We start from the raw sequence: 22,035 nt of genomic DNA on the forward strand, positions 1-22,035 counted from the left end.
TATGCTTTGTAGGTCTTTTTTTATTTCATTTTGATGAAATAACAACATCTCATCACTAAGCATTGAAAGGTTGCTTAAATTTGTATCAAAAGAATTTATGTCAGCATTGAGTTTGTCGTAGTTTGAGACATCATAAATATTATTTAAAGAAAAAGTTATCTCATTGTCTATAAATTTTAGATTTAAAATCCCGTCATCAAATTTATGAGCCGTATCAATGGCTATATTTGCTTTATATATAAAAAATGCACTAATGAAAAATATAGCTACTAAGAAGCTAAGTACGGTTCTTGTTCGTTTAGTACTCATTTAGTATCCTAGGCTTTTTACCATTTAATGTCAGAAAAAATGAGTATAAAGCATCAATTTCATCTTTGCTAAGCTCATGTCCTAGCTGATAGTTACCAATAAAGCTTATAGCCTCTTTTAGATCGTTTATCTCTCCATGAGATAAATATGGGGCAGTTTTTGTAATATTTCTTAGTGATGGCACTCTTCTTAATCTTTTGCTTGTATCTAAGGCAGAAATTCTTTCTCGGCCAATATCTTGTGTCAAATTTCCTCCTAAATTTCTACCATTGTGACAAGCGGCACAGCCTATATTATTAAATATCTCAAATCCTTTCTTTGCACTATCATCTATGGCATTGTTATCACCTGATATAAAACGATCAAATGGCGAATCAACACTTAAGACAGCCTTTTCAAACTCAGCTATTGCATCTGCAATATTATCAAAATTAATACCGTCATTATAAATTTTTTTAAATAAAATTTTGTACTCAGAGATATTATTTACAGAATCTACTATCTTGTCGTTATCTGAGTTTAGTTCTATTCTAGAGGTTATGGACTCTTTTACTTGATCTTTTAAATTGCTAATCCTTGCGTCGCTATAAAATAGATAGTTTGCTGCAGCATTTAATATGGTTGGAGGATTTAAAGTGCCTTTTTCCATGCTATCTTGGTTGCTTCCACTTAAATTCCAGTACAAGTTGTGACAAGTTTGGCAAGAGTAGTTTTCATTTGGGCTTAGTCTTTTGTCAAAAAAGAGTTTTTTACCAAGCAGAGCCTTTTCTTCATTATATTTTATTACCATGAGAGGTTTATAAGATTCATATTTACAAAATGAAATCGTGATGATAAATAGACAAATTATAACGCCCTTCATAACGCCCCTAATTTTTAATTTTCTTTTTTATATCGGCAAATTTTATATCGGCAAATTTTTGATTTTTTATATAGTACGTTATTTTATTGTTTTTTGAAATTTATGATACAATTCGCTCGATTTAGAAAATATTTATATTTCAGGGAGAAGAAGTCATGAAAAAAGGCTTTACGATGATTGAGTTGATCTTCGTGATCGTTATATTGGGTATATTAGCTGCGGTTGCTATACCAAAACTAGCTGCAACAAGGGATGATGCAGAGATATCAAAAACTGCTTCAAATATACAAACACTTATTTCGGACTTGGGTTCTTACTACACTTCACAAGGTGAATTTGCTACTGATTCGGATATTAACAAAGCTGTCAAAAAAATGTCAAATGTTAAAAATCCAGTAAATGCAAAAAATGATAAATGCCTAGAAGTAGGTACTGGAAATAATACTAATGGAGAGATAGGCATCACCATAAAAACAGATGGCCTTTGCAAACAAGTTTGGGAATTACCTGGCTTGGCAGATGTTAAAGCTCTAATCGAAAGTAGCGATAATAAGACAGCTGGAACGCTTAAATTTGGCGGCATGGGCATAAAATATAAATAAAATTTTAGCAAGGTATTTCCTTGCTTTTTATGATTTTTGGCTTACTAAATTTTTAATACAGCAAAGACTAATAGAAATATAAATTTTTTACACAAATAATTTATATACATAAAAATAAGCTTTCTAAGATTTAATACATTACCAAAAGATATCAATCCTAACTTATGCTAATAGGTAATGGCCTTTTATTAAATTTAATTGATTTTATCCTTTACAAATTTTAAAGATAAAAAACGTAAAATCAAGCCATGGATTTACTAAAAGACCCGTTAAATAAGCTCATCATCTCGCTCTCGCTTCCAGCTGGCACCGCAATGATGTTTAATACTCTTTATAACGTTACTGGCACATTTTTTGCAGCAAAAATTTCTACCCTTGCCGTAGCTGGTATGGCTATGAGCTTTTTGCTTTATCTAAGTATTGTAGGCATTGGGCTTGGTTTTGGCTCAGCACTAACTGCGCTAATAGGCAATAGTCTTGGAGCAGGAAAAGTAAAAATGGCTAAATTTTATGCGGCAAATGGAATTATCTTTGTATTAGTATTTGCTATTTTTATGGGGTTTTGTGGCTATTTTTTAGCACCAAATTTACTCACTTTTTTAGGAGCTGATCATCACTATTTAAAAGAGGCGCTTGATTACGCAGGTGTTATCTTTCTTGCTGCACCATTTTTCTTGATTATCAAATCTCTAAATGGCGTGCTCGTGGCACTTGGAGATACAAAAAGTTATCGCAATTGGCTATTTTATGGTCTTTTTATCAACGCATTTTTTTGCTACCTTTTTGCATTCATTTTGGGCCTTGGTGTAAAAGGACTTGCTCTAGCAACAGCTAGTGTTCAGCTTTTGGGCATGATCTACCTTTTTGTAAAAGTTAAAAAAGCTAAGATGATTGAGCCAAGAAATTTAAGCTATTTTGTGCCAAATTTTAGCATTTGGGCAAAGATTACAAAGCAAGCTCTACCAGCTTGTTTAAACTATCTATCGATGTCACTTGGCTCACTTGTACTTTTAAAATTTATAAGCTACTATGGTGTAAATGCCGTAGCAGGATATGGTATAGCTTTAAGGATAGAGCAAATTTTGGTATTGCCGACCATTGGTATGGCTGCAGCAGTTTTAAGTATCGTTTCAAGAAACTATGGCGCTAAAAATTTTAAAAGAGCTAAACAATGCTATAAAATTTCGCTTCTTTTTTTACTTATTTATTGTGCATTTGCTTGTGTTTTTATTAGATTTTTTGGTGAAGATATGATAAGAATTTTTGATGATACGCCGGCAGTTTTGGAGATAGCAGGGCTTTATCTTGGTATAAATTCTCTTGCTTACGTAGCTTATGGCACAATAAATGTCTCAGGCAGCACTCTTCAGGCCATAAAACGTCCAGTGGCTATCTTTTTGCTAAATGGATTTAGGCAATTTGTGCTTCAAGGATCACTTTTTTATGCGGTAGTCTTCTATTTTGGTCTTGAGATAAAATTTATATGGCTGGCTCTATTTTTTAGCATCTATCTTACAGCCATTTGCTTCGTCTTTTGGACGCTTTATCAGTTAAGAATGGCTACTGACGTAAGCTTTTAAATTTAAAACAAAATGCAAAAAAGCAAAGTGAAGCAACTAAGATTATGCTAGCTCCGCCTGTTAGGTTAAAATAAAAGCTAATAAATAGGCCACTAAAGCAAAAAACGACCGAAAAGATAGTGGAGATTAGCATCATCAGTCCAAGTCTTTTGGCAAAAATTTGTGCTAAATATGGCGGTATAGTAAGAAGAGCGATGACTAGAATCAGCCCAACAACACGAATCGTAGCCACCACACAAAGTGCCATCATGCACACTAATAAATAGTGAAAAAATGTTGTATTTACACCGCGCAACTTTGCAAACTCTGCGTCAAAGCTAATAGCTACAAATTGACGGTAAAAAAGGGCAATGAGTGCTAAAAATAAGATATCTAAAATACTCATAAATGTTATATCTTGCCCGCTTACTGCTAAAATAGAGCCAAAAAGATAGCTCATGAGATCGGCATTGTATCCCGGAGTTAAATCGATAAAAATGATGCCAATAGCCATGCCAAATGCCCAAATAGCACCGATAACTGAGTCGATATTGGTTTTATCTTTTAACGTGATAGTGGCGATTATAAGGGCTAAAAAGAGTGAAAATATACTAGCGCCAAGAAGTGGTTCAAGCGAGAAGAAAAAGGCAAGTCCGATGCCGCCATACGCTCCGTGCGCGATGCCGCCAGCGATAAAAGTCATTTTATTTATAACAACGAGCGAGCCTATGAGCCCACAAATGATACTAACTAAAATGCCAGCAATAAAGGCATTTTGCATAAAATTTAACTCTAAAATTTCACTCATTTTATCTCTTTAGCTTAAAAACATTACTTTTGATTTTGCACTCACATTCGCCAAGTGCGATCTCAACATCACAAAAATGGCTATGAGATTTTGCTAAATGCTCTATAAATTCTCTTTTTGCGGTATCTTCATGAGTTTTATGAATATGTAAATTTTTACTCACATAGGCGATTTTTGTAGCATAATTTAGCACGATATTTAGATCATGACTTACTAAAACTACACCAACACCACTTGCATTTATATTTTTTAAAATTTCATAAATTTCAGCCTGGCCCTTTGTGTCGATACTAGCTGTTGGCTCGTCTAAAACGAGAACCTTTGCATTTGCACAAAGCGCTCTTGCGATATATACACGCTGTCTTTGGCCACCGCTTAGCTCACCAATTCTAGCGCTTGCAAATTCTTTCATGCCAACTTTCTCAAGGGCTGCAAGAGCCATTTGTTTCTCAGCTCGCGAGTAAAAACCAAAAATTTTTTTATCGATTAGCCCCATTAAAACTACTTCTAAAACCATCATTGGAAAGCTTTGATTTGAGAGAAAATTTTGAGGCACATAACCTATAAATTTACTGACTTCGCTTGGCTCTTTTCCAAAGAGCTTTATCTCGCCACTTTGAGGCTTAAGTAGCCCTAAAATAAGCTTTAAAAGCGTACTTTTACCGCCACCATTTGGACCGATGATAGCTAAAAATTCATCGCTACTATAATCTAAATTGATACCCTCTAAAACCACTTGCTTATCGTAGCTAAAGTTTAAATTTCTAATTTTTATAATTTCTTTCAAAATAGACTCTTTTGCGTAAATGTCGTAGTAAAAATAAAAAGTCCAAGCCAAAGCATAACGCTAAGAGCCATAAATTCGGCATAGATTTTAAACTTTTTTAACTTAATGTTTGTGCTCTCATTTATCTTGGCTCCAAAAACAGCCGCTAAAAATATCACTGCGCTCATGCCAAGCGCCATAAATAGGCCGCTTATAATGCCTGCAAAGTAGCTGCCTAACTCATTTGCTAGCACAAAGACAAGTATCGTGCCAGGACAAGGAATAAGTGCCGCAGCAGCTGCAACTAGCCATTCTTCTTTGCTTTTTGGTTTTTTTGTAGTACATATATTACAGCCACAGTCGCTAGTAAATTTTGTATTTTTACTCAAATTTTGGCTTAAGCTTGAGCTAAAAATATAAAATTTATTTAACTCTTTTTTACTTGAAAGATAAATTTTGACCTTTTTATAAAGCATAAAAATCGCTACAAAAAAGATAATAACGCCAGAAAATGCTGTCGTAACGCTTGCTGTATCTTTTGTCAGATCGCTACTGATCTCACGCAATATCATAAAACTAGCAAGCACAAAAATAAACGCGCCCACAACATGTAAAAATCCGATCTTTAAAGAGAAGAAAAAGGCTTTGGCGTAGCTTCCGCCGGTTGCGGCAAAATAGGAGCTTGTAAGCACCTTGCCATGTCCCGCAGATGCAGCATGCAAAAAGCCATAACCAAATGATATGAGCGCTAAAAATAGCAGAGTTAGCGGACTTTTTTGATCAAAATTTCTTAGAATTTGCTTTAATCTATCAAGCATGCTTAGACTTGTTTTTGAAACAAGATCAAACTTAGCTTCATCGATCTTATCGATCTGGCTTAAATTTTCATCTTCAAAATTTACTGAGTTTGGCTCTTTTAGAAGCTCTTTTAATGCAGGTTTTTCGTTATGAGCTTTGGCTGCAGCTTTACTTGAAAATGTAAAAAATATTAAATTTGCATTTGGATTTGGTATCGTCCAAAACTGATCTGATACCAAAAATGCGTTATTTTGTGTAAATTTAAAATTAAAATATCCCTCTTTATCGTCCATTTCAACAGACACCACAAAGCCATCTTTGATAAGCAAATTTGTCTTAAAACTAACATCAAATTTTAATCTGCCCTCATCAAAATAGAGTTTATACTTTTTTAAATTTAGCTCAAGCTTTGTAGCATTTTCATCTTTGTAAAAGTACTCAATATTCGTTAAATAGTGCCTTGGCACAAGATAATCAAGTAAATTTAAGCGGATCTTTTTGATCTCGCTTTCATCTATCTTTTCATCCTGATTTATGTCAAAATTTTGCCTCATAAGCTCTGAGAAATTTTGCGAAAATGTCCATGAAAAAGCAATTGTAGTGATATTGTTTTCGTTTGAGTCAAATTTTACACTCACGTGAGCGGTTGGACTATAAAGCGAGCAAAGAGCACACCCGAAGGCATTTATAGCAAATAAGCAAATGACAATCAGGCGTGCTAACATCTTTTATAGACTCTTAGCAAAAATTTCTGCTGTTTTTTTCATCTCATCTAGCCAATTTTCTGGGAGCTGATCAATGCTTATAACCTTTGAGCCAGTCTCTTTTGCTACTAAATTTGCAGCCTTTGTTGGAAACTGTGGAGCTACGAAAATAACCTTTACGCCGTGCTCTTTAGCCTCTTCGATGAGCTCTTTTAGCTCAGCTGGTTTTGGCTCTTTGCCCTCTATCTCGATAGCGATTTGCTCTAAGTTATAGCGTTTTGCAAAATATCCCCAAGATGGGTGGTATACGATAAATTCGCGAGTTTTAACATCTTTTAGAGTATTTTTGATAAAGCTATCAAGCTCGTCAAGATTAGCTTTAAATTTAGCTAAATTTTCCTCATAGAGCTTTGCATTTTGCGGGAATTTCTCTATTAATGCCTTAGCTATATTATCAGCTTGAGTTTTTACTAAAACTGGATCAAGCCAAATGTGCGGATCAAGGCCGTCATGATGATGGTGATGATGTTCGCCAGCTTCGTGGTCATGGTCATGATGCTCGTGATGTTCATGTTTATGCTCGCCCTCATGCTTGTGCTCGTGATGTTCATGGTGTTCATGATGCTCGTGTTCATCGCTCATAGCGATCTTTTCGATGCCTTCTTGTGTTTTTACAATGTGTAAATTTTTAAAAGATTTTGAAAAACGCTCTAGCCAAGTATCTTCAAACTCAATGCCAATAGCAAAGTAAAGCTCGCTCTTTTCAAGCTCCTTCATCTGTTTTGGCTTTGGCTCATAAGTGTGCGGATCAGCACCTTTGCCAACCATTGTATTTACGCTTAGTGTATCACCAGCGATCTGCTCAACAAAAAATTTTGTAGGCAATATACTAGTCGTAACAATTGGCTTTGCAAAAAGCGACAAAGCGCAAACTACTAAAAAAACAAAAATCTTTCTCACCATCTCTCCTTTGTTTGAAAAAATATTGCGGAAGTTTAGCAAATTGCAACTTGGTTGCAACTTAAAGAACAAAAGCCTAAATATAGTGCTTTTTAAATGAAATTTAAAACTTTTAGCGTTAATATACAAAAAATAAAAAGGGCAAGGATGAATGTAAGAAATTTCTTAGAAGAGCATAGTATTAAGGCAACTACTTTTCGCATAAAGCTCGTTGAAATTTTGCAAAATGCCAAAACTCCATTAAGCTATGATGAAATTTTAGAAAGCCTTAATGCAAATAAAACTACTTTTTATAGAAGCATAGAAATTTTTGAAAAAAAAGGCCTTGTCATAAAAACCGAAAATAATCATAAAAGCTACTACGAACTAGCAAATGAGGCAAAAGCGTACTTTATCTGCGATATCTGTCATAAAGTCACAAACATCGATATGCCCCATCTAAACGTCGCTAAAAATATAAAAAGTGCCGTGATAAAAGGCGTTTGTGATGAGTGTGGTCACGAGTAAAGAGCGATGATCTCAGCTGGAATGGCTTTTGGGCGATTTGTTTTTATATCAACGTAAACAAACTCGGTCTTGCCAGTTGCTATTAGCTCGTCATCTTTTTTAAACTCAAAATATCTACACGAAGTCGCCTTGCCTTCAGCTTGTGTGTAAGTATGAATTTCTATCTCATCCATTAATTTTACGCTTTTTATATATTTGGCTTCATTTTTTCTAATGAGCCAGATCTCGCCTCTTTTATACTGCGCCTCGACCGTGTCGCCAACCGCTGCAGAGTGTGCGAATGCAGCCTCTTGCATAAGAGTGAAATAATAGACATTATTCATGTGTCCGTGCATATCTATGGCTTGTGGCGGGATTATTACTTTGTAGATAAAATCTTTCATTTCTGGCCTTTTTTGCTAGAATTATAACCAAAAATAAGGAGCTAAAATGCAAAATTTATGGGATAAAAAGGCGTCAAACTACCAAAGGTTTGATGGCAAGATCAGCACTATCCAGCAGCAAATTTATGGCAAAGCCTTAGCTTGGGGGATGGACTTTAGCGGCAAAGAAATTCTTGATATAGGCTGTGGTACCGGTGTTTGGAGCATATTTTTATCAAAAACCGCCAAAAGCGTAACTGGCATTGATAGCTCGGAGAAGATGATAGAAATTTTAAATGAGGACGCAAAAAGATTTGGCGTGACAAATTTAACCAGCGAGGTTTGTTCGTGGAGAGAATTTAAGCCCACAAAGCGCTTTGATATCGCTATTTGTACGATGAGCCCAGCCATTGCGAGCGACGAGGATTTTTTGAAATTTCAAAACTGTGCCAAGCAAAAGCTCTATCTTGGCTGGGATAAGCCTAGAAGCTCTGATCTGCTTGAGCCATTTTTTGAAAAATTTGGCCGCACGCTATCTCAAAAAAACGTCGTAAACAGGCTTGAAGCGTGGCTAAATGAGCAGAGTATTTCTTATAAGAGTGAAATTTTAAACGAGACAAGGATCGCAAGACGAAGTGTGCAAGAAGCTGCTGAGAACATCTGCTGGCACCTTGAGATAAACGGAGCTAAAAACTACGATGAAAAGGTGGTTTTAGCGATGTTAAAAGAGAGATTTGACGGCGAGTTTATAGATGAGAAAATAGAGTCGCAGATGAAGTTTTTTGTCTTTTAAACTAGTTTTGATCTAGAGAAAAAATTTTTACCAAATTCGCTAAAGATAACTCCAAAGATTATTAAGATTGCGCCAAAAATTTGTATGAGTGTTAGCTTTTCACCAGCGAAAAAATAGCCAATAAAGCCAGCAGAAACTGGTTCAAGACAGAAAAATAAAGCTGCTTTGCTGGCTGTTGTATATCTTTGAGCAATGGTTTGTACAAAGTAGCAAAAAATGGTGCCAATAAATGTAGTGATAAAAATTGCTATAAAAAATTCCCTATCGTAATTTGGCACCACACTACCTTCAATAAATGCAAAGACAAATGAGAGTAAAGAGACTGTAAGAAATACCACAAATACGAGTAGATAAAGCTCACATTTTCTTACAAAGTGGCCATTTAAGCTCGTGTAAAGTGCGTAAAATATGGCACAAAGTAGGGCAAGTGCCTCGCCGCTCCCAAGTGCTAGCGTGGCGCCACTTAAGAGCCAAAGCCCAAAAATGGCAACAAGCGCCCCCAAAATAGCAAAAATAGTTATTTTATTTTTAAAAATGAGTGCTGTCATAAAAGGCACGATCACACACTCAAGCCCTGTAATAAAGGCAACACTTGAGCTAAAAGTAAGTTTTAGAGCGTAAGTTTGAGCAACAAATGAGCCAAAGAGAACTACGCCAAGGATAGTGCCATAAACTACACTTTTTTTATCAAAAATTTTAGAAAATTTAAATGCTATAAGCCCCATAAAGATAGCGGAAATAAAAAATCTACAAAAGAGCATGACAAAGACACTGTTTGTTTTTAGTGCGTTTGCCATAGGTAAAAACGTAGCGCCCCAAACGATGGCAACTACAATGAGTGCGATGTCGGCTCTATTTTGCGCGCTTGAATTTTTCATTTAAAGATCGAGTCAAGTACCTTTTTGCCACTATCTAGGTTAAAGCCACTTCTTAGCCCCTTCTCTTTCTCGCTCATCACGTTAAATAGCCCATCTAGCGTCTTTCTTGTGATATATGCATTTAGGTCCTCGCCGTCATCTGGTACATACTCGCTTGCACCTAAATTTTTAGCTAGGCTCTTTACTGATTTTATCGTTTCATTATTTTTTGCTGAGCCGACGATGAAAGAATTTAGCCCATTATAGGCAGTCGCGAAGCTATTTTCGCTCATCATTTTTTCAATTATCGGAGTAAAAGCTGCCTTTAGCTTTTGGCTTGAGCTTTTCTCTAAATACTTCGTAACGCTGTCACTGCCACCGTTAAAGAGCTTTTTGACATCTGCTTCGCTCATATTTTTTATGCTTTCGCTAAAAATTTCAGCAGCCTTTGGCACGGCTGTGGTCGCAGCGTTGTTTATCGACTTGCTAAGGTCCTGCGCCCACTTCTCACCACCTACTTTTTTGGCTAAATTTGACGCCATCTCAAGGCTTTTTGGAAGTGGAATTTTAGCTGTGGCATTGTTTATAAAGCCCTCTTTTGAAAGCTCGCTAACAGCGGCATTTAGCGCCTCGCTAACTAGGCTTTTGTAATCTCCACTTGATGCGTGAGTGGCGATTTTAACGCCTTTGTTTATCATATCGTCCATATTTGTGGCTTGTAAATTTAAAGCAAGCGCGCCATAAAGAATAACAAGAGATCTTTTCATCTTCTCTCCTTTTTTAAATTTAAAGCAAAATCATACAAAAAATATCTAAACACTTAAAATAAATTTAATCTTTTTGCACTAGAATTTACCCTTTTTTAAAGGAAGACTATGCAACTTTTACTTCTTAGCTTCGCTCTTAGTATGGATAGCGCGGCACTAAATATGGCAAATGGCGCAAGGTATAAAAATTTAGCTCTTAATAAAATTTTATTTATCGCTTTTATGCTTGGCTTTTTTCAGTTTCTCATGCCACTTCTTGGCTATCTTTTAGGTGTTAGTTTTGCAAAATTTATAAGCTCAATCGATCATTTTATCGCATTTTTTATACTCTGTTTTCTTGGTTTTAGAATGTTTAAAGAGGCCTGTAGCAAAGGGGAGTGCGAGTATCTTAAGATAGGATTTAAGACTATTTTGTATGGAGCATTTGCTACTAGTGTGGATGCTCTTGCCGTTGGTGTCACACTTAGCTTTGAAGAGATAAACATCTTTCAAAGCTCGCTCATCATCGGCGTAGTCTGCTTTGCATTAAGTTTGATTGCTTTTTATATAGGTAAATTTATGGGTGAAATTTTAGAAAAAAAGGCGCTCTTTTTGGGAGGAGCGATATTAATTTTTCTAGGTTTTAAAATTTTAATAACGCATTTAATTGAAAGCGGCACAGTCCAGTAAAATTTAAAATAAAAATTAAAAATAATATTTAAGATTAACTATATTTTAAAGCTTATATGGATAAGATTTTAATTTTTAGAAGTGGTGACCCATACGAGACTCGAACTCGTGTTACCGCCGTGAAAGGGCGATGTCCTAACCGCTAGACGAATGGGCCACATGTCGGTTATGAAGTTGGGATTATATTTCTTTTATACTTAATTTTAGATTAATAAGGAAAAATTTTTGAAAAATTTTTTATTTACTTTGTTGTCTGTTTTTATTTTTACAGGTTGCGTGGCTACTAAAACGCCGCAAAATTCGCAAGCTTTTCAAGTTACTTTATTTTCTCCGATGATCAAGATAAATGACGTTGGATTTTTCCATAAATATAAAAATGAGCTAAATTTGCAAATTTATAGTTCTGGCGTAAACACCGCAAATATAAGCATAAGAGATAAAATTTGCATAAATAATGCTTGCTTTAACAAGACTGAGTTTAATGAGAAATTTTTTCTAGCCCCGCACTATGAGAGCCTTTTTGAAGAAATTTTGCAAAAAGAAAAGATTTATGATGGCAAAGGCTTGATAAATACGGAGTGTGGTTTTAGTCAAGATCTAAGTTCATATTTTATAAAATACGAGGTTTGCGACAACTACGTCAAATTTGTAGATAGCAAAAATAAAATAAGAGTGATAATAAAAGAGTTAAAATGAGATACATAGGAGCTCACGTAAGTGCGGCTGGAGGCGTGTTTAATGCACCTTTAAATGCTGCAAAAATAGGAGCAAATGCCTTTGCGCTTTTTACAAAAAATCAACGCCAGTGGAATGCAAAAGAGCTAAGTGCTAGTGAAATAGAGCAGTTTAAAGAAAATCTAAAAATTTCTGGCATAAACACAAAGCATGTTTTGCCACACAGCAGTTACTTGATAAATTTAGGCCATCCAGATGAGGAGGCAAGAGCAAAGTCGCTTGAGGCCTTTGTGGATGAGATAGATCGCGCCAGTAAGCTTGGGCTAGAGCTTTTAAATTTTCATCCAGGCTCGCACCTAAAACAAATAAGTGAAAAAGAGTGCTTAGATAATATCGCAAGCTGCATGAACGTGGCACTTAAACGCACAAGCGGTGTAAAGCTAGTCATCGAAAATACAGCTGCGCAAGGCTCAAATTTAGGCTTTAGTTTTAAGCAGATTGCTTATTTAATAGAACGAGTAGACGATGAGAGTAGGGTTGGTGTTTGCTTTGATACCTGTCACGCATTTGCTGCTGGATATGATCTAAGAAGTAAAGAAGACTACGATAAGACGATGGGGGAATTTGATGCGATCATTGGCTATAAATTTTTATCTGGCATGCATTTAAATGATGCAAAATTTGGACTTGGCTCAAAAAAAGATAGGCACGAGAGCCTTGGCAAGGGCGAGCTTGGATTTAGTGCTTTTAGAAATATAATAAATGATGATAAAATAGGCGAAATTCCTTTAATATTAGAGACGATTGACGAGAGTATTTGGGAAGACGAGATAAAAATTTTAAGAAATTTCGAAAAGGAAAAACTATGAAAAAAGTGCTATTAAGCATTATTATAGCATCTACTTTGCTAAATGCTGGAGGTTATAAGGTTCCTGAGCAAAGTGCTGATTCTTTAGGTCTTGCTGCTAGTAACGTAGCCTTTAGTTTTGGGGCTGATGCGGCATATTTTAACCCAGCAAATATGATGTTTTTAGATGGACGCCATCACATAGAAAGTACCTTCGGCTGGTTTCATATAAATAAGCTCGAGTTTAAAAGTGATAGTGGCAAAAGCTACAGGTCAGAAAAATTTGACTCGCTAGCTGGTACATTTAGTTTTGTAACGCCAGAAATTTATGAAAACTGGAAATTTGGTTTAGCTCTTGCCGTTCCTGCTGCTGTTGGTGTATCATGGGAGGATCCAGCTACCGCATTTACCGCTAAAAGGTTTAAGCTGCAAGTTGTTGAGCTAAATCCAACCGTGGCTTACCGCATAAACGATAAACTTGCCGTTGCTCTTGGTGCTAGAGGCGTTTACACCAAAGGTAAGATAGCAAGTGACTTTGGACGAATAGGCTACAGAGAGATAAAAGGCGATGGTATGGGCTATGGCTATAATGTTGCACTTACTTATAGACCTATTGAGGATTTAAGTTTTGCCGTTACTTATCGCTCAAATGTAAATTTAGAACTTAAAGGCCATACAGATGCTGACTTTTATAACCTACCTATAAGCTACCATGGCAAAACAAAAGTCGAGATCCCACTTCCTGCACAGCTTGTACTTGCAACTGGATATAAATTTAGCGACTTTACTCTTTTGCTAGCTTTTGAGAGGACGTATTGGTCTAAATTTAAAGGCTATGACTTTGAATACATGGATAAAGGTCCAGCTCACTCGCATCCAGCTTTTGCAAGATTCATGGATGATCCAGTTATTAAAAATGCAAAAGATACAAATACGTATAGATTGGGTCTTGCCTATGATGTCAATGAAAAGCTTAGATTAATGGCTGGCTTTGCTTATGATGAGGATATTACAAGCAGTAAGCATACTGGTTTAGAGCTTCCAAATACTACGTCTAAGGTATATTCTTTTGGTGTAAATTATAAATTTACACCAAATCTTGAAATGGCACTTGGATATGTTTATCAACACCGTGATAAGAAGCGTGCGACAGGTATTACCAACAGTATTGCTACAAAAATGTCAGGGGAATTTGATACTGGTACGATCCAAATCCTTGGTACGACTTTTAAATATACATTTTAGTTAGGGTCTATAATGCGATACTCTTATAATAATTTTTATGAAATTTTAACCAAAGTAGCAAAGGAAAATCCAAATCAAGTAGTTCTTTTTGAAGAAAAAGAGAAGCTAAAATATCGTGAACTAAAAGAAAATGTCGATAAAGTGGCAGCTTATTTGCAACTTGCTGGAGTAAAATTTGGTGATAAAGTAGCTATGGCGGTTACAAACTCAAAAGAATTTATCATCTCATACCTTGCGATAACAGCAATAGGCGGTATCGCAGTGCCTATGAATACTTTTTTAAAAGCAAACGAGTTTGAATATATCATAAATGATTGCGGTGCAAAGGTGCTTTTTGCCTCTAGCTCGCTAGCTAAAGAGCTTATCGCCCTAAATGATCTTGAAATTTTAAGAAAGATAATCTGGATCGGACCAACACCAAAAAAACTTCAAAGTGCCTCAAAGGACGAATACGCAAGTATTGACGAAGAGTATGGAGAAAGTGCGTATCTCACTTCAACGCCTCAAATTTCAAAAGAGGATATGAGCAAGGGCTATGAAAATAATGGTGTCATTAAAAATGTAAATTTCACTGAAGCTTTAAATCACAAATATGCTCTTAGTATCGCAAAGCATCCGGTAATAGATGATTTAATGCACATAATTTACACTTCAGGCACTACTGGTAAGCCAAAAGGTGCGATGATAAGCTATAAAAATATCTTTTCAAATTTAATTGGAGCTCATGATCGTTTTATAGTGAAAAAAAGCGATAGGTTTATCGTATTTTTACCGATGTTTCATAGTTTTACGCTAACTGCAATGGTTTTGCTCCCAATATTTGCGAGTGCTTCGATGGTTCTTGTAAAGTCGGTATTTCCATTTTCAAATGTACTAAAACAAACCTTGCTAAAGCGTGTAACTGTATTCTTAGGAATTCCAGCTATCTATACAGCTATCGGCAAGGCAAAAATTCCTTGGTATTTTAGATGGTTTAACCGCATTAGATTATTTGTAAGCGGTGCTGCTCCGCTTGCAAAGCAGACGATAGATGACTTTAGAGTGAAATTTCCACGCGCAACACTTGTTGAGGGATATGGCCTTAGTGAATGCTCGCCAGTTGTAGCTGCAAATTTATATGATAAACAAAAGCTTTTAAGCGTAGGGCCTGTGCTTGATGGTTATGAGGTAAAGATCGTAAATGATGAGATGATGGAGCTTCCAGTTGGCCAGATCGGTGAGATCATTGTAAAGGGCGACTGCGTCATGCAAGGCTACTATGGTATGCCAAGCATCACTGATGAGACCATAATAAACGGCTGGTTAAAGACCGGAGATCTTGGAAAAGTCGATGAAGAGGGCTTTATCTATATCGTTGATCGTAAAAAAGACCTTATCATATCAAAGGGCATTAACATCTATCCGCGCGAGATCGAAGAGGTTATTTACAAACTTGAAGCAGTCGAAGCAACAGCAGTCATCGGCGTAAAAGACATACATGCCGATGAAGAGGTTGTGGCATTTATTCAGGTAAAAGAGGGCATGGATCTTGATGAAAAGACGGTAAGGGAGCATTTGAAGAAAAATTTAGCAAATTTCAAGATACCAAAGAGTATCTATTTTGCCGAAGAGTTGCCTAGAAATGCTACTGGTAAGGTGTTAAAACGTGTATTAAAAGAGCAAATAGAGCAGATGAAGGATAAATTTTAGTGAAATACTTGCTTGATTTTTTAAACCAGGACCTTAAAAAAAGCAAAATTTATGAGCTGATAAAGTGCGGCGACGAAGAGGGAGAAATCCTAAAATATCTAAGTAAAGCTTATGTGCAAGGAACAGCTAATATGAGTGTTTTTGAGCTACTTGGAGCAGTCTTTGGCACGCAAAATGATAAGCAGCTTTTGTATCTAAAATTTATAAAAAATTTGCTTGATAGCGGTTGGATTGTACAAAATTATAGTCTTTTTAAAATACCTGAGAGCACGCAAAGGGCTTCAGCTCAAGGGCTTCTTTCTTTGCTTCATTCTGAAATTTCTCTATCAGCCACATTTTTAAAAATTCTTGAAGATGGCAACGCTGATATAAATCTACCAGAGCTTACGCCATATGAGGATCATTTGGAGTATTTAAAAGATCAGTTTTTAAAGGTGGAGCTTTACTCAAAGGCTGCCATTTTTGGCGATGGCTCAAGTGATGCCAAAAAGCGAATTAATGAGCAAATTTCTGAGCTTACAAAACGCATAAACAAGCGCGTAAAACTAAGCAAGATCAGCCTAAAGATAGAGAAAATTTTTAAAGAAAATTTGCTTGACGAAAAAGAGCAGATCATATTTTTAGCCCTTTTAAAAGAGGAATATGCGGGAGATTTTGAAAATGGCCGCGATCTAAACACGCTAGTTGGGCTAATAAGCAAAGACGAGCTTGAGCGCATCAAAAATCGCACTCTTTTAGAGGATGGCTCAAGGCTCATTGAAGGTGCGCTGATTGATTATGATGAGGTTTTAAACGCTTACGGCAATGTAAGCAAGAGCTTTTTCATAAATGAAGAAATTTTGCAAAGCATAATGCACCCAAAAAATGATAAAAACAGCAAGAAAATCAAGATCGAAAGCCTGGTAAAAGAGCAAGAAATTTTTGAGCTCATCGAGCCAGTAACTAGCCTAGAAGACGTCGTGCTAAACGAAAAGACAAAGCAGCTTTTAAGCACGATATTAAAGCAAGTAGATAAAAAAGTGCTGGCTAGACTTAGCAACTGGGGGATAAAAACTAGGAAAAATATAGACGCCAAGATCATCTTTTACGGCGAGCCTGGCACTGGTAAAACCATGAGCGCCGTTGGGCTTGCAAAGAGCCTAAAGAAGCAAATTCTAAGCTTTGACTGCTCAAAAATTTTGAGCAAATATGTCGGCGAGAGCGAGCAAAATGTAAGGAAAATTTTTGATACTTACAAAGAAATTTGCAAAAAAAGCGGCAGTGAGCCAGTGCTTTTACTAAATGAAGCCGATCAGTTTTTAAGCACGAGAGTGGAGAGCTCAAGTGGCGCTGAGAAGATGCATAACCAAATGCAAAATATCTTTTTAGAGCAGATTGAACGCTTTGAGGGTGTGCTGATCGCTACGACAAATTTCTTACAAAGCCTTGACGTGGCGTTTTCTAGAAGGTTTGACTACAAGATCGAATTTAAAAAGCCTGATTTTAACGGCCGCCTTGCCATTTGGCGTAAAATTTTACCTGAAAATGCGAGCTTTGAAGATGGCTTTAGCGTAGAAAGGCTGGCCGAGTTTAGCCTAAGTGGTGCTCAGATCGTCCTTGCGCTAAAAAATACCGCCTTAAAAGTTGCCATAAAAGATGATGGGATTTTTACCTTTGAGGACTTCAAAACGACGATAGAGCGCGAGCTAAACTCTAGCTTTGGCGAGGATAAAAAGATGGGATTTGGCTCTTAGGCCTTCTCTCTCCTGATCCTAGTCATTTTGTATGGGATCAGCAGTAAGATGATGCTTTGCGACACGACAAAAACCAAAGTACCGACAAATTTTCTTTTTCATCTATTAAAATTTGTACGAGTGTCACTACTCAAAGCCAAAGTAGGATAGACATCCACTCATAATCGTTTAGTATAAATTTAGCTCGCTCATTTATCTCAAATTCACTACCACAGCATTTACAAACAAGCAATTTTTTATCAAAAAAGCCCCAAAATTTTGAAATTTTGTTACTACCTTTATTGCAAAATATAAAATCGCAAAGGTAAAGTAGTTTTTCATTGCTAAAAATATTGAATAGAATATAGCTATCATAAGCTACAAAAAGAACCACTGGCATATGTATTGCTTGCTATCTTAAAAAGGTTTACCGCTTCTCACTTCTTCGCACTTTTTGTAGCAGCACTTTTCTGAACAAAAAAGAGATAAGAAAAGGTAGAATTATTGATTTTTTGACTGAAATTTTGACATCCTAACTAAAGCCACTATAAAGATTCAGTAGTCAAAAAAATGACAAAAAGGCTTGCAAATTTTAGAAATTTACTGATTGATCTTATCAAGCAGTTCTTCGACCTCTTCGAGCGCAAAGGCTTCTTCTGAGCTTTGTTTTAAGAAATTTTCCATAAATTCTTTTTTTGAGATTGCAAGATCAAGCTCCTTGTCGCTGCCCTTTTGATAGGCTCCGATGCGAAGCAGGACCTCATTTTCTTTTAAAAGCGAGTAAAGACGCTTAAATTTCATCGCATTTTGCTTGTGCTCCTTGCCGATGACATCGCCCATTACACGAGAGGCCGAGTTTTGGATATTGATAGGTGGGTAGATGCCAAAGTCCGTTAGCTCGCGGCTTAGCACGATGTGCCCATCCAGGATAGAGCGGCTTTGGTCAGCTATCGGATCGCTCATATCATCGCCCTCGACAAGCACGGTGAAAAAGGCTGTAATGCTACCCTTGCCTTCCTCTTTGCCAGCGCGCTCCATTAGCTGAGGTAAAAGTGTGAGCGAGCTTGGTGGATAGCCTTTTGAGGTCGGTGGCTCGCCAAGTGCAAGGCCTATCTCACGCTGTGCCATCGCAAAACGTGTCACGCTATCCATGATAAAAAGCACATCATTGCCCTGCTGCTTGAAGTACTCAGCCACGCTCATCGCACAAAATGCGCCGTACTTTCGCATGAGCGAGCTATCATCACTGGTCGCTACGATGATGACCGTGCCCTCCAGGTCGCCGCCTAGGTTTTTTTCGATAAATTCTGGGACCTCGCGACCACGTTCGCCTATTAGTGCGACCACTTTTATTGGCGCAAGCGTGTTTTTTACGATCATGCCCATGAGGGTTGATTTGCCCACGCCTGAACCTGCGAAAATTCCCAGCTTTTGCCCTTTACCACATGTAAGCAACCCATCTATCGTCTTTATGCCGACGCTAAATGGCTCATTTATAAGCCCCCTTTTCATCGCATCTATCGGCGCTCTCATGATCGGCATGTACTCGGTCGTATCGATCGCCCCTTTACCGTCTATGGGCTTCATAAACGGATCAACCACGCGCCCAAGCAAATTTGGCCCCACTGGTATATTCATACCTTGATCACTTTCATAGACAAAGTCACCTATCCTAAATCCCTCAACAAATCCAAATGGGCTGATATAAGCGCCATCTGTCTTTATCTGCGTAACCATGCCAAGGCCATTTTTACTCTTATCTTTTGCAACTATACGCACGATATCGCCGATGCTTGGACGAAGTCCAGTGATCTCGATAGTCGTAGCTGTGATTTTAGTTATGATGCCAAAGGTGTTTGAGAGTTTCACACCCTCCTTAAGCTTTAAATTTATATGCTCTAAGCTCAAAAATGGGTTTCCCTAGGAGAATTTATAAGCGAGAAAAATTCTCGTCTCGTATCTGCGTTTTTGATAAAACAACCCCTAAGAGCTGAGGTGGTAGTTGTTGAGTTTATCTTTTGTACACCTCTCATCTCGACGCACATATGTCTAGCCTCAACCACGACACCAACGCCTTTTGGAGCGATTACATCCTCGAGTGCCTTTGCGATCTGCTCGGTCATCTGCTCTTGGATTTGAAGGCGTCTTGCGTAGATATTTACCATGCGTGGAATTTTACTAAGGCCAACGACCTTGCCATTTGGGATGTAAGCCACATGCACTCGGCCGATAATAGGCAACAAATGGTGCTCGCAAAGACTGTAAAACTCAATATTTCGCATAAGAACCATTTCGTTATTTGAGCTAGTAAATAGTGCGTCACCAAGGACTTCTTTTGGGTCTTGCTCGTACCCACTGGTAAGGAATTTAAAAGCTTTATAAACGCGCTCAGGGGTTTTAATAAGCCCCTCTCTGTTTGGATCCTCACCGATAATAGTTAGCATATTTTTAACCGAATTTTCAAAACTCTCTTGCATAAATTTTCTCCATAATTTTATTGCTAGATTCTACGTTAAAACGCCTTTTATATCTATAAAAATTTACAAATTTACAATGAAATAAGGAAAATTCTGCTATATTTTGGGCTAAAAATTTGTATTCATAAAGGAATTAGATGGAAATCAAAACAAAAGCTCTAGATAGCGTAAATACTCTAGCAAGCACGACTATAAGTGCAGATGCTATAAAGTCTAGCGTAGAAAAGCTAGCAAAAAAAGCAGCAAAAACTATGAAAGTAGATGGCTTTAGACAAGGTCACATCCCGGTTGCTGTTGTGCTAAAACGCTACGAAAAAGAGCTAACAAACGACGCTGAGCAAGATGTCTTAAGAGATGTAGTCGAAGAGGCTATCAAACAAGCAGGCAAGAAAAATGATGATCTTATTGGCGAGCCTATTGTTTCAAAATTTGACAGAAAAGATGGCAAGATCGACGTTGAGCTAACAGTTTCATTTAAACCAAGTGTCGATGTGAGCGGCTATGAGAGCTTGATACCTGAGTTTTCAAACCCACGTGTTTTGAAAAAAGATATCGATGAGAAAAAAACTGAACTTTTAAAAATGATAGCTCCACTTGAGAAAATTGATGGCAAAAGAGGCCTAAAAGTTGGTGACTTTGCTAAATTTGACTTTGAAGGCTTTGTTGATGGCGTTGCATTTGATGGTGGCAAGGCTGAAAACTATGTGCTTGAGATCGGCTCAAATCAATTCATTCCAGGCTTTGAAGATGGCATGGTAGGCATAAAAGCTGGTGGCGAAAAAGATATCGAGGTTAAATTCCCAGAAAACTACGGCGCTGCACATTTAGCTGGCAAAGATGCTGTTTTTAAAGTCAAACTTCATGAAATTCAAGAGAGAAAAATTCCTGAAAAACTAGATGAAGAGATGCTAAAAACTTTACTTCCAAATGAAGAAAAACCAACTGAAGAGTTACTTGATGAGCGTATAAAAGAGCAAATCCGTCAAGAGAAAATTTATAAACTTATAAATGATGAGCTTAAGCCAAAATTTGCTGAAGCTGCGGTCGAGAAATTTAAATTTGACGTGCCAAAAAATATTGTCGAGCAAGAGATTGATATGCAGTTTAGAAACGCATGGAGCTCATTTACTCCAGATGATATGAAAAAATTTAGAGAGGACAAAGATGCTCTTTCTAAAAAACGTGACGAGTTTAGAAAAGACGCTGAAAATAGCGTTCGTTTAACTTTCATCATCGATGAACTAGCTCGTGTAAGAGGCGTAAAAGTAAGCGATCAAGAGGTCGTTCAAGCGATCTATTTTGAGGCGTATAGAAGCGGTCAAGATCCAAAAGCACACCTTGAGATGTACCGCAACCAAGGCATGCTTCCAGCTATAAAAATGTCGATGATCGAAGAGAAGCTATTTGGTGAGCTCTTTAACAAAGAAAAAGACGAGAAAAAAGCAAGTAAAAAAGAGAAGGCCGAGTAATGAGCTATTACGTTCCTGTCGTAGTTGAAAGAACTAGTAGAGGTGAGCGAAGCTATGATATATACTCCCGTCTTTTAAAAGACAGGATCGTTATGCTAAGTGGCGAGATAGAGGACGGCATGGCTGCTTCTATCGTCGCTCAGCTGCTATTTTTAGAGGCTGAGGATCCAGATAAAGATATCTATCTATATATAAACTCACCAGGTGGCGTGATAACAAGTGGCTTTAGTATCTATGACACGATGAACTACATAAAGCCAGATGTTTGCACGATATGCATCGGTCAAGCGGCTAGCATGGGTGCATTTTTGCTAAGCTGTGGCGCACCAGGTAAAAGATATGCATTGCCAAATTCTCGCATCATGATACACCAACCACTTGGCGGCGCTAGAGGACAAGCGACTGATATCGAGATACAAGCTCGTGAAATTTTGCGTATGAAAGAGATTTTAAACGGAATTTTGGCCAAAAATACAGGTCAGAAGCTAAGTAAGATCGTAAAAGATACTGAACGTGACTTCTTTATGAGTTCGGCCGAAGCCAAAGAGTACGGACTTGTTGATAAAATTTTGGAGAAAAGTTTTAAATAAGGCCCAAA

At 37.1% G+C, this 22,035-nt stretch carries 23 protein-coding genes, 1 tRNA gene and 1 pseudogene; 12 read left to right on the top strand and 13 right to left on the bottom strand.

The features are described from left to right. A pseudogene (locus F3H01_RS09510) lies at nt 1–309 on the bottom strand (hypothetical protein); the annotation flags it as partial. Then, nucleotides 299–1,171: a cytochrome-c peroxidase gene (locus F3H01_RS08405; protein ID WP_149725470.1), complete on the bottom strand. Its 873-nt coding sequence runs from the start codon at nt 1,169–1,171 to the stop codon at nt 299–301. The pseudogene F3H01_RS09510 and the gene F3H01_RS08405, both read right to left, overlap by 11 nt. A gap of 155 nt (nt 1,172–1,326) precedes the next feature. Here F3H01_RS08405 and F3H01_RS08410 point away from each other — a divergent pair, with 155 nt between their 5' ends. Together F3H01_RS08410 and F3H01_RS08415 are read left to right on the top strand one after the other, a co-directional pair. Further along, nucleotides 1,327–1,773, top strand: coding sequence for a type II secretion system protein (locus tag F3H01_RS08410; protein ID WP_149725471.1), 447 nt, complete (start codon nt 1,327–1,329; stop codon nt 1,771–1,773). A 248-nt stretch (nt 1,774–2,021) separates the two neighbouring features. Next, nucleotides 2,022–3,353 (top strand): MATE family efflux transporter, encoded by a 1,332-nt coding sequence (locus F3H01_RS08415; protein WP_149725472.1) that lies wholly within the window; start codon nt 2,022–2,024, stop codon nt 3,351–3,353. Here the strand turns inward: F3H01_RS08415 and F3H01_RS08420 are convergent. Genes F3H01_RS08420 through F3H01_RS08435 form a run of 4 tightly spaced genes read right to left on the bottom strand, consistent with a single transcriptional unit; the run spans nt 3,334 to nt 7,368 of the window. Further along, nucleotides 3,334–4,140: a metal ABC transporter permease gene (locus F3H01_RS08420; RefSeq protein ID WP_054195991.1), complete on the bottom strand. Its 807-nt coding sequence runs from the start codon at nt 4,138–4,140 to the stop codon at nt 3,334–3,336. The two genes, F3H01_RS08415 and F3H01_RS08420, sit on opposite strands and share 20 nt — an antisense overlap. A gap of 1 nt (nt 4,141) precedes the next feature. Beyond that, a complete protein-coding gene (locus F3H01_RS08425; RefSeq protein WP_149725473.1) occupies nt 4,142–4,927 on the bottom strand; it encodes a metal ABC transporter ATP-binding protein in 786 nt (261 codons plus the stop codon). Further along, nucleotides 4,924–6,429 carry a nickel/cobalt transporter gene (locus F3H01_RS08430; RefSeq protein ID WP_149725474.1) on the bottom strand — a complete coding sequence of 502 codons (1,506 nt, stop codon included), beginning with the start codon at nt 6,427–6,429 and terminating at the stop codon, nt 4,924–4,926. Before F3H01_RS08430 ends, F3H01_RS08425 begins: the two co-directional genes overlap by 4 nt. A 3-nt stretch (nt 6,430–6,432) precedes the next feature. Next, nucleotides 6,433–7,368, bottom strand: coding sequence for a metal ABC transporter solute-binding protein, Zn/Mn family (locus F3H01_RS08435; RefSeq protein WP_149725475.1), 936 nt, complete (start codon nt 7,366–7,368; stop codon nt 6,433–6,435). 147 nt (nt 7,369–7,515) lie between these two features. On the opposite strand from F3H01_RS08435, the gene F3H01_RS08440 reads away from it, so the two are divergent. Next, nucleotides 7,516–7,875 carry a Fur family transcriptional regulator gene (locus F3H01_RS08440; protein ID WP_149725476.1) on the top strand — a complete coding sequence of 120 codons (360 nt, stop codon included), beginning with the start codon at nt 7,516–7,518 and terminating at the stop codon, nt 7,873–7,875. Here F3H01_RS08440 and F3H01_RS08445 read toward each other — a convergent pair. Beyond that, complete coding sequence (locus F3H01_RS08445) at nt 7,866–8,258, bottom strand: acyl-CoA thioesterase (RefSeq protein WP_149725477.1); 393 nt, start codon at nt 8,256–8,258, stop codon at nt 7,866–7,868. The two genes, F3H01_RS08440 and F3H01_RS08445, sit on opposite strands and share 10 nt — an antisense overlap. 46 nt (nt 8,259–8,304) lie before the next feature. Between F3H01_RS08445 and F3H01_RS08450 the strand changes: the two genes are divergently transcribed. Further along, a complete protein-coding gene (locus F3H01_RS08450) occupies nt 8,305–9,030 on the top strand; it encodes a class I SAM-dependent methyltransferase (protein WP_149725478.1) in 726 nt (241 codons plus the stop codon). On the opposite strand, the gene F3H01_RS08455 is transcribed toward F3H01_RS08450, so the two are convergent. Both F3H01_RS08455 and F3H01_RS08460 read right to left on the bottom strand, forming a co-directional pair. Beyond that, nucleotides 9,027–9,908, bottom strand: a complete 882-nt coding sequence (locus F3H01_RS08455) for a DMT family transporter (RefSeq protein ID WP_149725479.1) — start codon at nt 9,906–9,908, stop codon at nt 9,027–9,029. The two genes, F3H01_RS08450 and F3H01_RS08455, sit on opposite strands and share 4 nt — an antisense overlap. Further along, nucleotides 9,905–10,654, bottom strand: coding sequence for a DUF4197 domain-containing protein (locus F3H01_RS08460; RefSeq protein ID WP_149725480.1), 750 nt, complete (start codon nt 10,652–10,654; stop codon nt 9,905–9,907). The genes F3H01_RS08455 and F3H01_RS08460 overlap by 4 nt, the downstream gene beginning before the upstream one ends. Nucleotides 10,655–10,762: 108 nt before the next feature. Between F3H01_RS08460 and F3H01_RS08465 the strand changes: the two genes are divergently transcribed. Continuing rightward, entirely contained in the window at nt 10,763–11,323 is a 561-nt protein-coding gene (locus tag F3H01_RS08465; protein ID WP_107709444.1) for a manganese efflux pump MntP, read from the top strand. A gap of 82 nt (nt 11,324–11,405) precedes the next feature. On the opposite strand, the gene F3H01_RS08470 is transcribed toward F3H01_RS08465, so the two are convergent. Next, nucleotides 11,406–11,480, bottom strand: a tRNA-Glu gene (locus F3H01_RS08470). 68 nt (nt 11,481–11,548) lie between these two features. On the opposite strand from F3H01_RS08470, the gene F3H01_RS08475 reads away from it, so the two are divergent. Genes F3H01_RS08475 through F3H01_RS08495 form a run of 5 tightly spaced genes read left to right on the top strand, consistent with a single transcriptional unit; the run spans nt 11,549 to nt 17,512 of the window. Then, a complete protein-coding gene (locus F3H01_RS08475; protein ID WP_149725481.1) occupies nt 11,549–12,019 on the top strand; it encodes a hypothetical protein in 471 nt (156 codons plus the stop codon). Next, on the top strand, nt 12,016–12,867 hold the full coding sequence (nfo, locus tag F3H01_RS08480) for a deoxyribonuclease IV (protein WP_149725482.1): 852 nt from the start codon (nt 12,016–12,018) through the stop codon (nt 12,865–12,867). The genes F3H01_RS08475 and nfo overlap by 4 nt, the downstream gene beginning before the upstream one ends. Continuing rightward, nucleotides 12,864–14,090, top strand: a complete 1,227-nt coding sequence (locus F3H01_RS08485; protein WP_149725483.1) for an OmpP1/FadL family transporter — start codon at nt 12,864–12,866, stop codon at nt 14,088–14,090. The genes nfo and F3H01_RS08485 overlap by 4 nt, the downstream gene beginning before the upstream one ends. Nucleotides 14,091–14,102: 12 nt before the next feature. Next, nucleotides 14,103–15,779: a fatty acid--CoA ligase gene (locus F3H01_RS08490; RefSeq protein WP_149725484.1), complete on the top strand. Its 1,677-nt coding sequence runs from the start codon at nt 14,103–14,105 to the stop codon at nt 15,777–15,779. Beyond that, on the top strand, nt 15,779–17,512 hold the full coding sequence (locus tag F3H01_RS08495; protein ID WP_149725485.1) for an ATP-binding protein: 1,734 nt from the start codon (nt 15,779–15,781) through the stop codon (nt 17,510–17,512). The genes F3H01_RS08490 and F3H01_RS08495 overlap by 1 nt, the downstream gene beginning before the upstream one ends. Before the next feature lie 130 nt (nt 17,513–17,642). Here F3H01_RS08495 and F3H01_RS08500 read toward each other — a convergent pair whose 3' ends face one another. From F3H01_RS08500 to folE, 3 genes are all read right to left on the bottom strand, one after another. Beyond that, nucleotides 17,643–17,891 (bottom strand): hypothetical protein, encoded by a 249-nt coding sequence (locus tag F3H01_RS08500; protein WP_087586751.1) that lies wholly within the window; start codon nt 17,889–17,891, stop codon nt 17,643–17,645. 200 nt (nt 17,892–18,091) lie between these two features. Then, nucleotides 18,092–19,399: a flagellar protein export ATPase FliI gene (gene fliI, locus F3H01_RS08505; protein ID WP_087586752.1), complete on the bottom strand. Its 1,308-nt coding sequence runs from the start codon at nt 19,397–19,399 to the stop codon at nt 18,092–18,094. Then, a complete protein-coding gene (gene folE, locus F3H01_RS08510; protein WP_149725486.1) occupies nt 19,396–19,968 on the bottom strand; it encodes a GTP cyclohydrolase I FolE in 573 nt (190 codons plus the stop codon). The genes fliI and folE overlap by 4 nt, the downstream gene beginning before the upstream one ends. A gap of 137 nt (nt 19,969–20,105) precedes the next feature. Here folE and tig point away from each other — a divergent pair, with 137 nt between their 5' ends. Together tig and clpP are read left to right on the top strand one after the other, a co-directional pair. Further along, on the top strand, nt 20,106–21,437 hold the full coding sequence (tig, locus tag F3H01_RS08515) for a trigger factor (protein WP_149725487.1): 1,332 nt from the start codon (nt 20,106–20,108) through the stop codon (nt 21,435–21,437). After that, nucleotides 21,437–22,027 (top strand): ATP-dependent Clp endopeptidase proteolytic subunit ClpP, encoded by a 591-nt coding sequence (gene clpP, locus F3H01_RS08520; RefSeq protein ID WP_054196008.1) that lies wholly within the window; start codon nt 21,437–21,439, stop codon nt 22,025–22,027. Before tig ends, clpP begins: the two co-directional genes overlap by 1 nt. Nucleotides 22,028–22,035 lie beyond the last annotated feature (8 nt).

It is taken from the genome of Campylobacter concisus, assembly GCF_902460875.1.
In the GTDB taxonomy this organism is placed as follows: Bacteria; Campylobacterota; Campylobacteria; order Campylobacterales; family Campylobacteraceae; genus Campylobacter_A; species Campylobacter_A concisus_AA.

Excerpts from the sequence above, each read along its gene's own strand:
- folE (WP_149725486.1), bottom strand. The coding sequence starts at position 19,968 with ATGCAAGAGAGTTTTGAAAATTCGGTTAAAAATATGCTAACTATTATC.
- F3H01_RS08445 (WP_149725477.1), bottom strand. The coding sequence starts at position 8,258 with ATGAAAGATTTTATCTACAAAGTAATAATCCCGCCACAAGCCATAGAT.
- F3H01_RS08440 (WP_149725476.1), top strand. The coding sequence starts at position 7,516 with ATGAATGTAAGAAATTTCTTAGAAGAGCATAGTATTAAGGCAACTACT.
- F3H01_RS08455 (WP_149725479.1), bottom strand. The coding sequence starts at position 9,908 with ATGAAAAATTCAAGCGCGCAAAATAGAGCCGACATCGCACTCATTGTA.
- F3H01_RS08415 (WP_149725472.1), top strand. The coding sequence starts at position 2,022 with ATGGATTTACTAAAAGACCCGTTAAATAAGCTCATCATCTCGCTCTCG.
- F3H01_RS08420 (WP_054195991.1), bottom strand. The coding sequence starts at position 4,140 with ATGAGTGAAATTTTAGAGTTAAATTTTATGCAAAATGCCTTTATTGCT.
- F3H01_RS08465 (WP_107709444.1), top strand. The coding sequence starts at position 10,763 with ATGCAACTTTTACTTCTTAGCTTCGCTCTTAGTATGGATAGCGCGGCA.
- tig (WP_149725487.1), top strand. The coding sequence starts at position 20,106 with ATGGAAATCAAAACAAAAGCTCTAGATAGCGTAAATACTCTAGCAAGC.
- F3H01_RS08405 (WP_149725470.1), bottom strand. The coding sequence starts at position 1,171 with ATGAAGGGCGTTATAATTTGTCTATTTATCATCACGATTTCATTTTGT.
- F3H01_RS08430 (WP_149725474.1), bottom strand. The coding sequence starts at position 6,429 with ATGTTAGCACGCCTGATTGTCATTTGCTTATTTGCTATAAATGCCTTC.
- F3H01_RS08410 (WP_149725471.1), top strand. The coding sequence starts at position 1,327 with ATGAAAAAAGGCTTTACGATGATTGAGTTGATCTTCGTGATCGTTATA.
- F3H01_RS08485 (WP_149725483.1), top strand. The coding sequence starts at position 12,864 with ATGAAAAAAGTGCTATTAAGCATTATTATAGCATCTACTTTGCTAAAT.
- nfo (WP_149725482.1), top strand. The coding sequence starts at position 12,016 with ATGAGATACATAGGAGCTCACGTAAGTGCGGCTGGAGGCGTGTTTAAT.
- F3H01_RS08450 (WP_149725478.1), top strand. The coding sequence starts at position 8,305 with ATGCAAAATTTATGGGATAAAAAGGCGTCAAACTACCAAAGGTTTGAT.
- clpP (WP_054196008.1), top strand. The coding sequence starts at position 21,437 with ATGAGCTATTACGTTCCTGTCGTAGTTGAAAGAACTAGTAGAGGTGAG.
- F3H01_RS08460 (WP_149725480.1), bottom strand. The coding sequence starts at position 10,654 with ATGAAAAGATCTCTTGTTATTCTTTATGGCGCGCTTGCTTTAAATTTA.
- F3H01_RS08500 (WP_087586751.1), bottom strand. The coding sequence starts at position 17,891 with ATGCCAGTGGTTCTTTTTGTAGCTTATGATAGCTATATTCTATTCAAT.
- F3H01_RS08490 (WP_149725484.1), top strand. The coding sequence starts at position 14,103 with ATGCGATACTCTTATAATAATTTTTATGAAATTTTAACCAAAGTAGCA.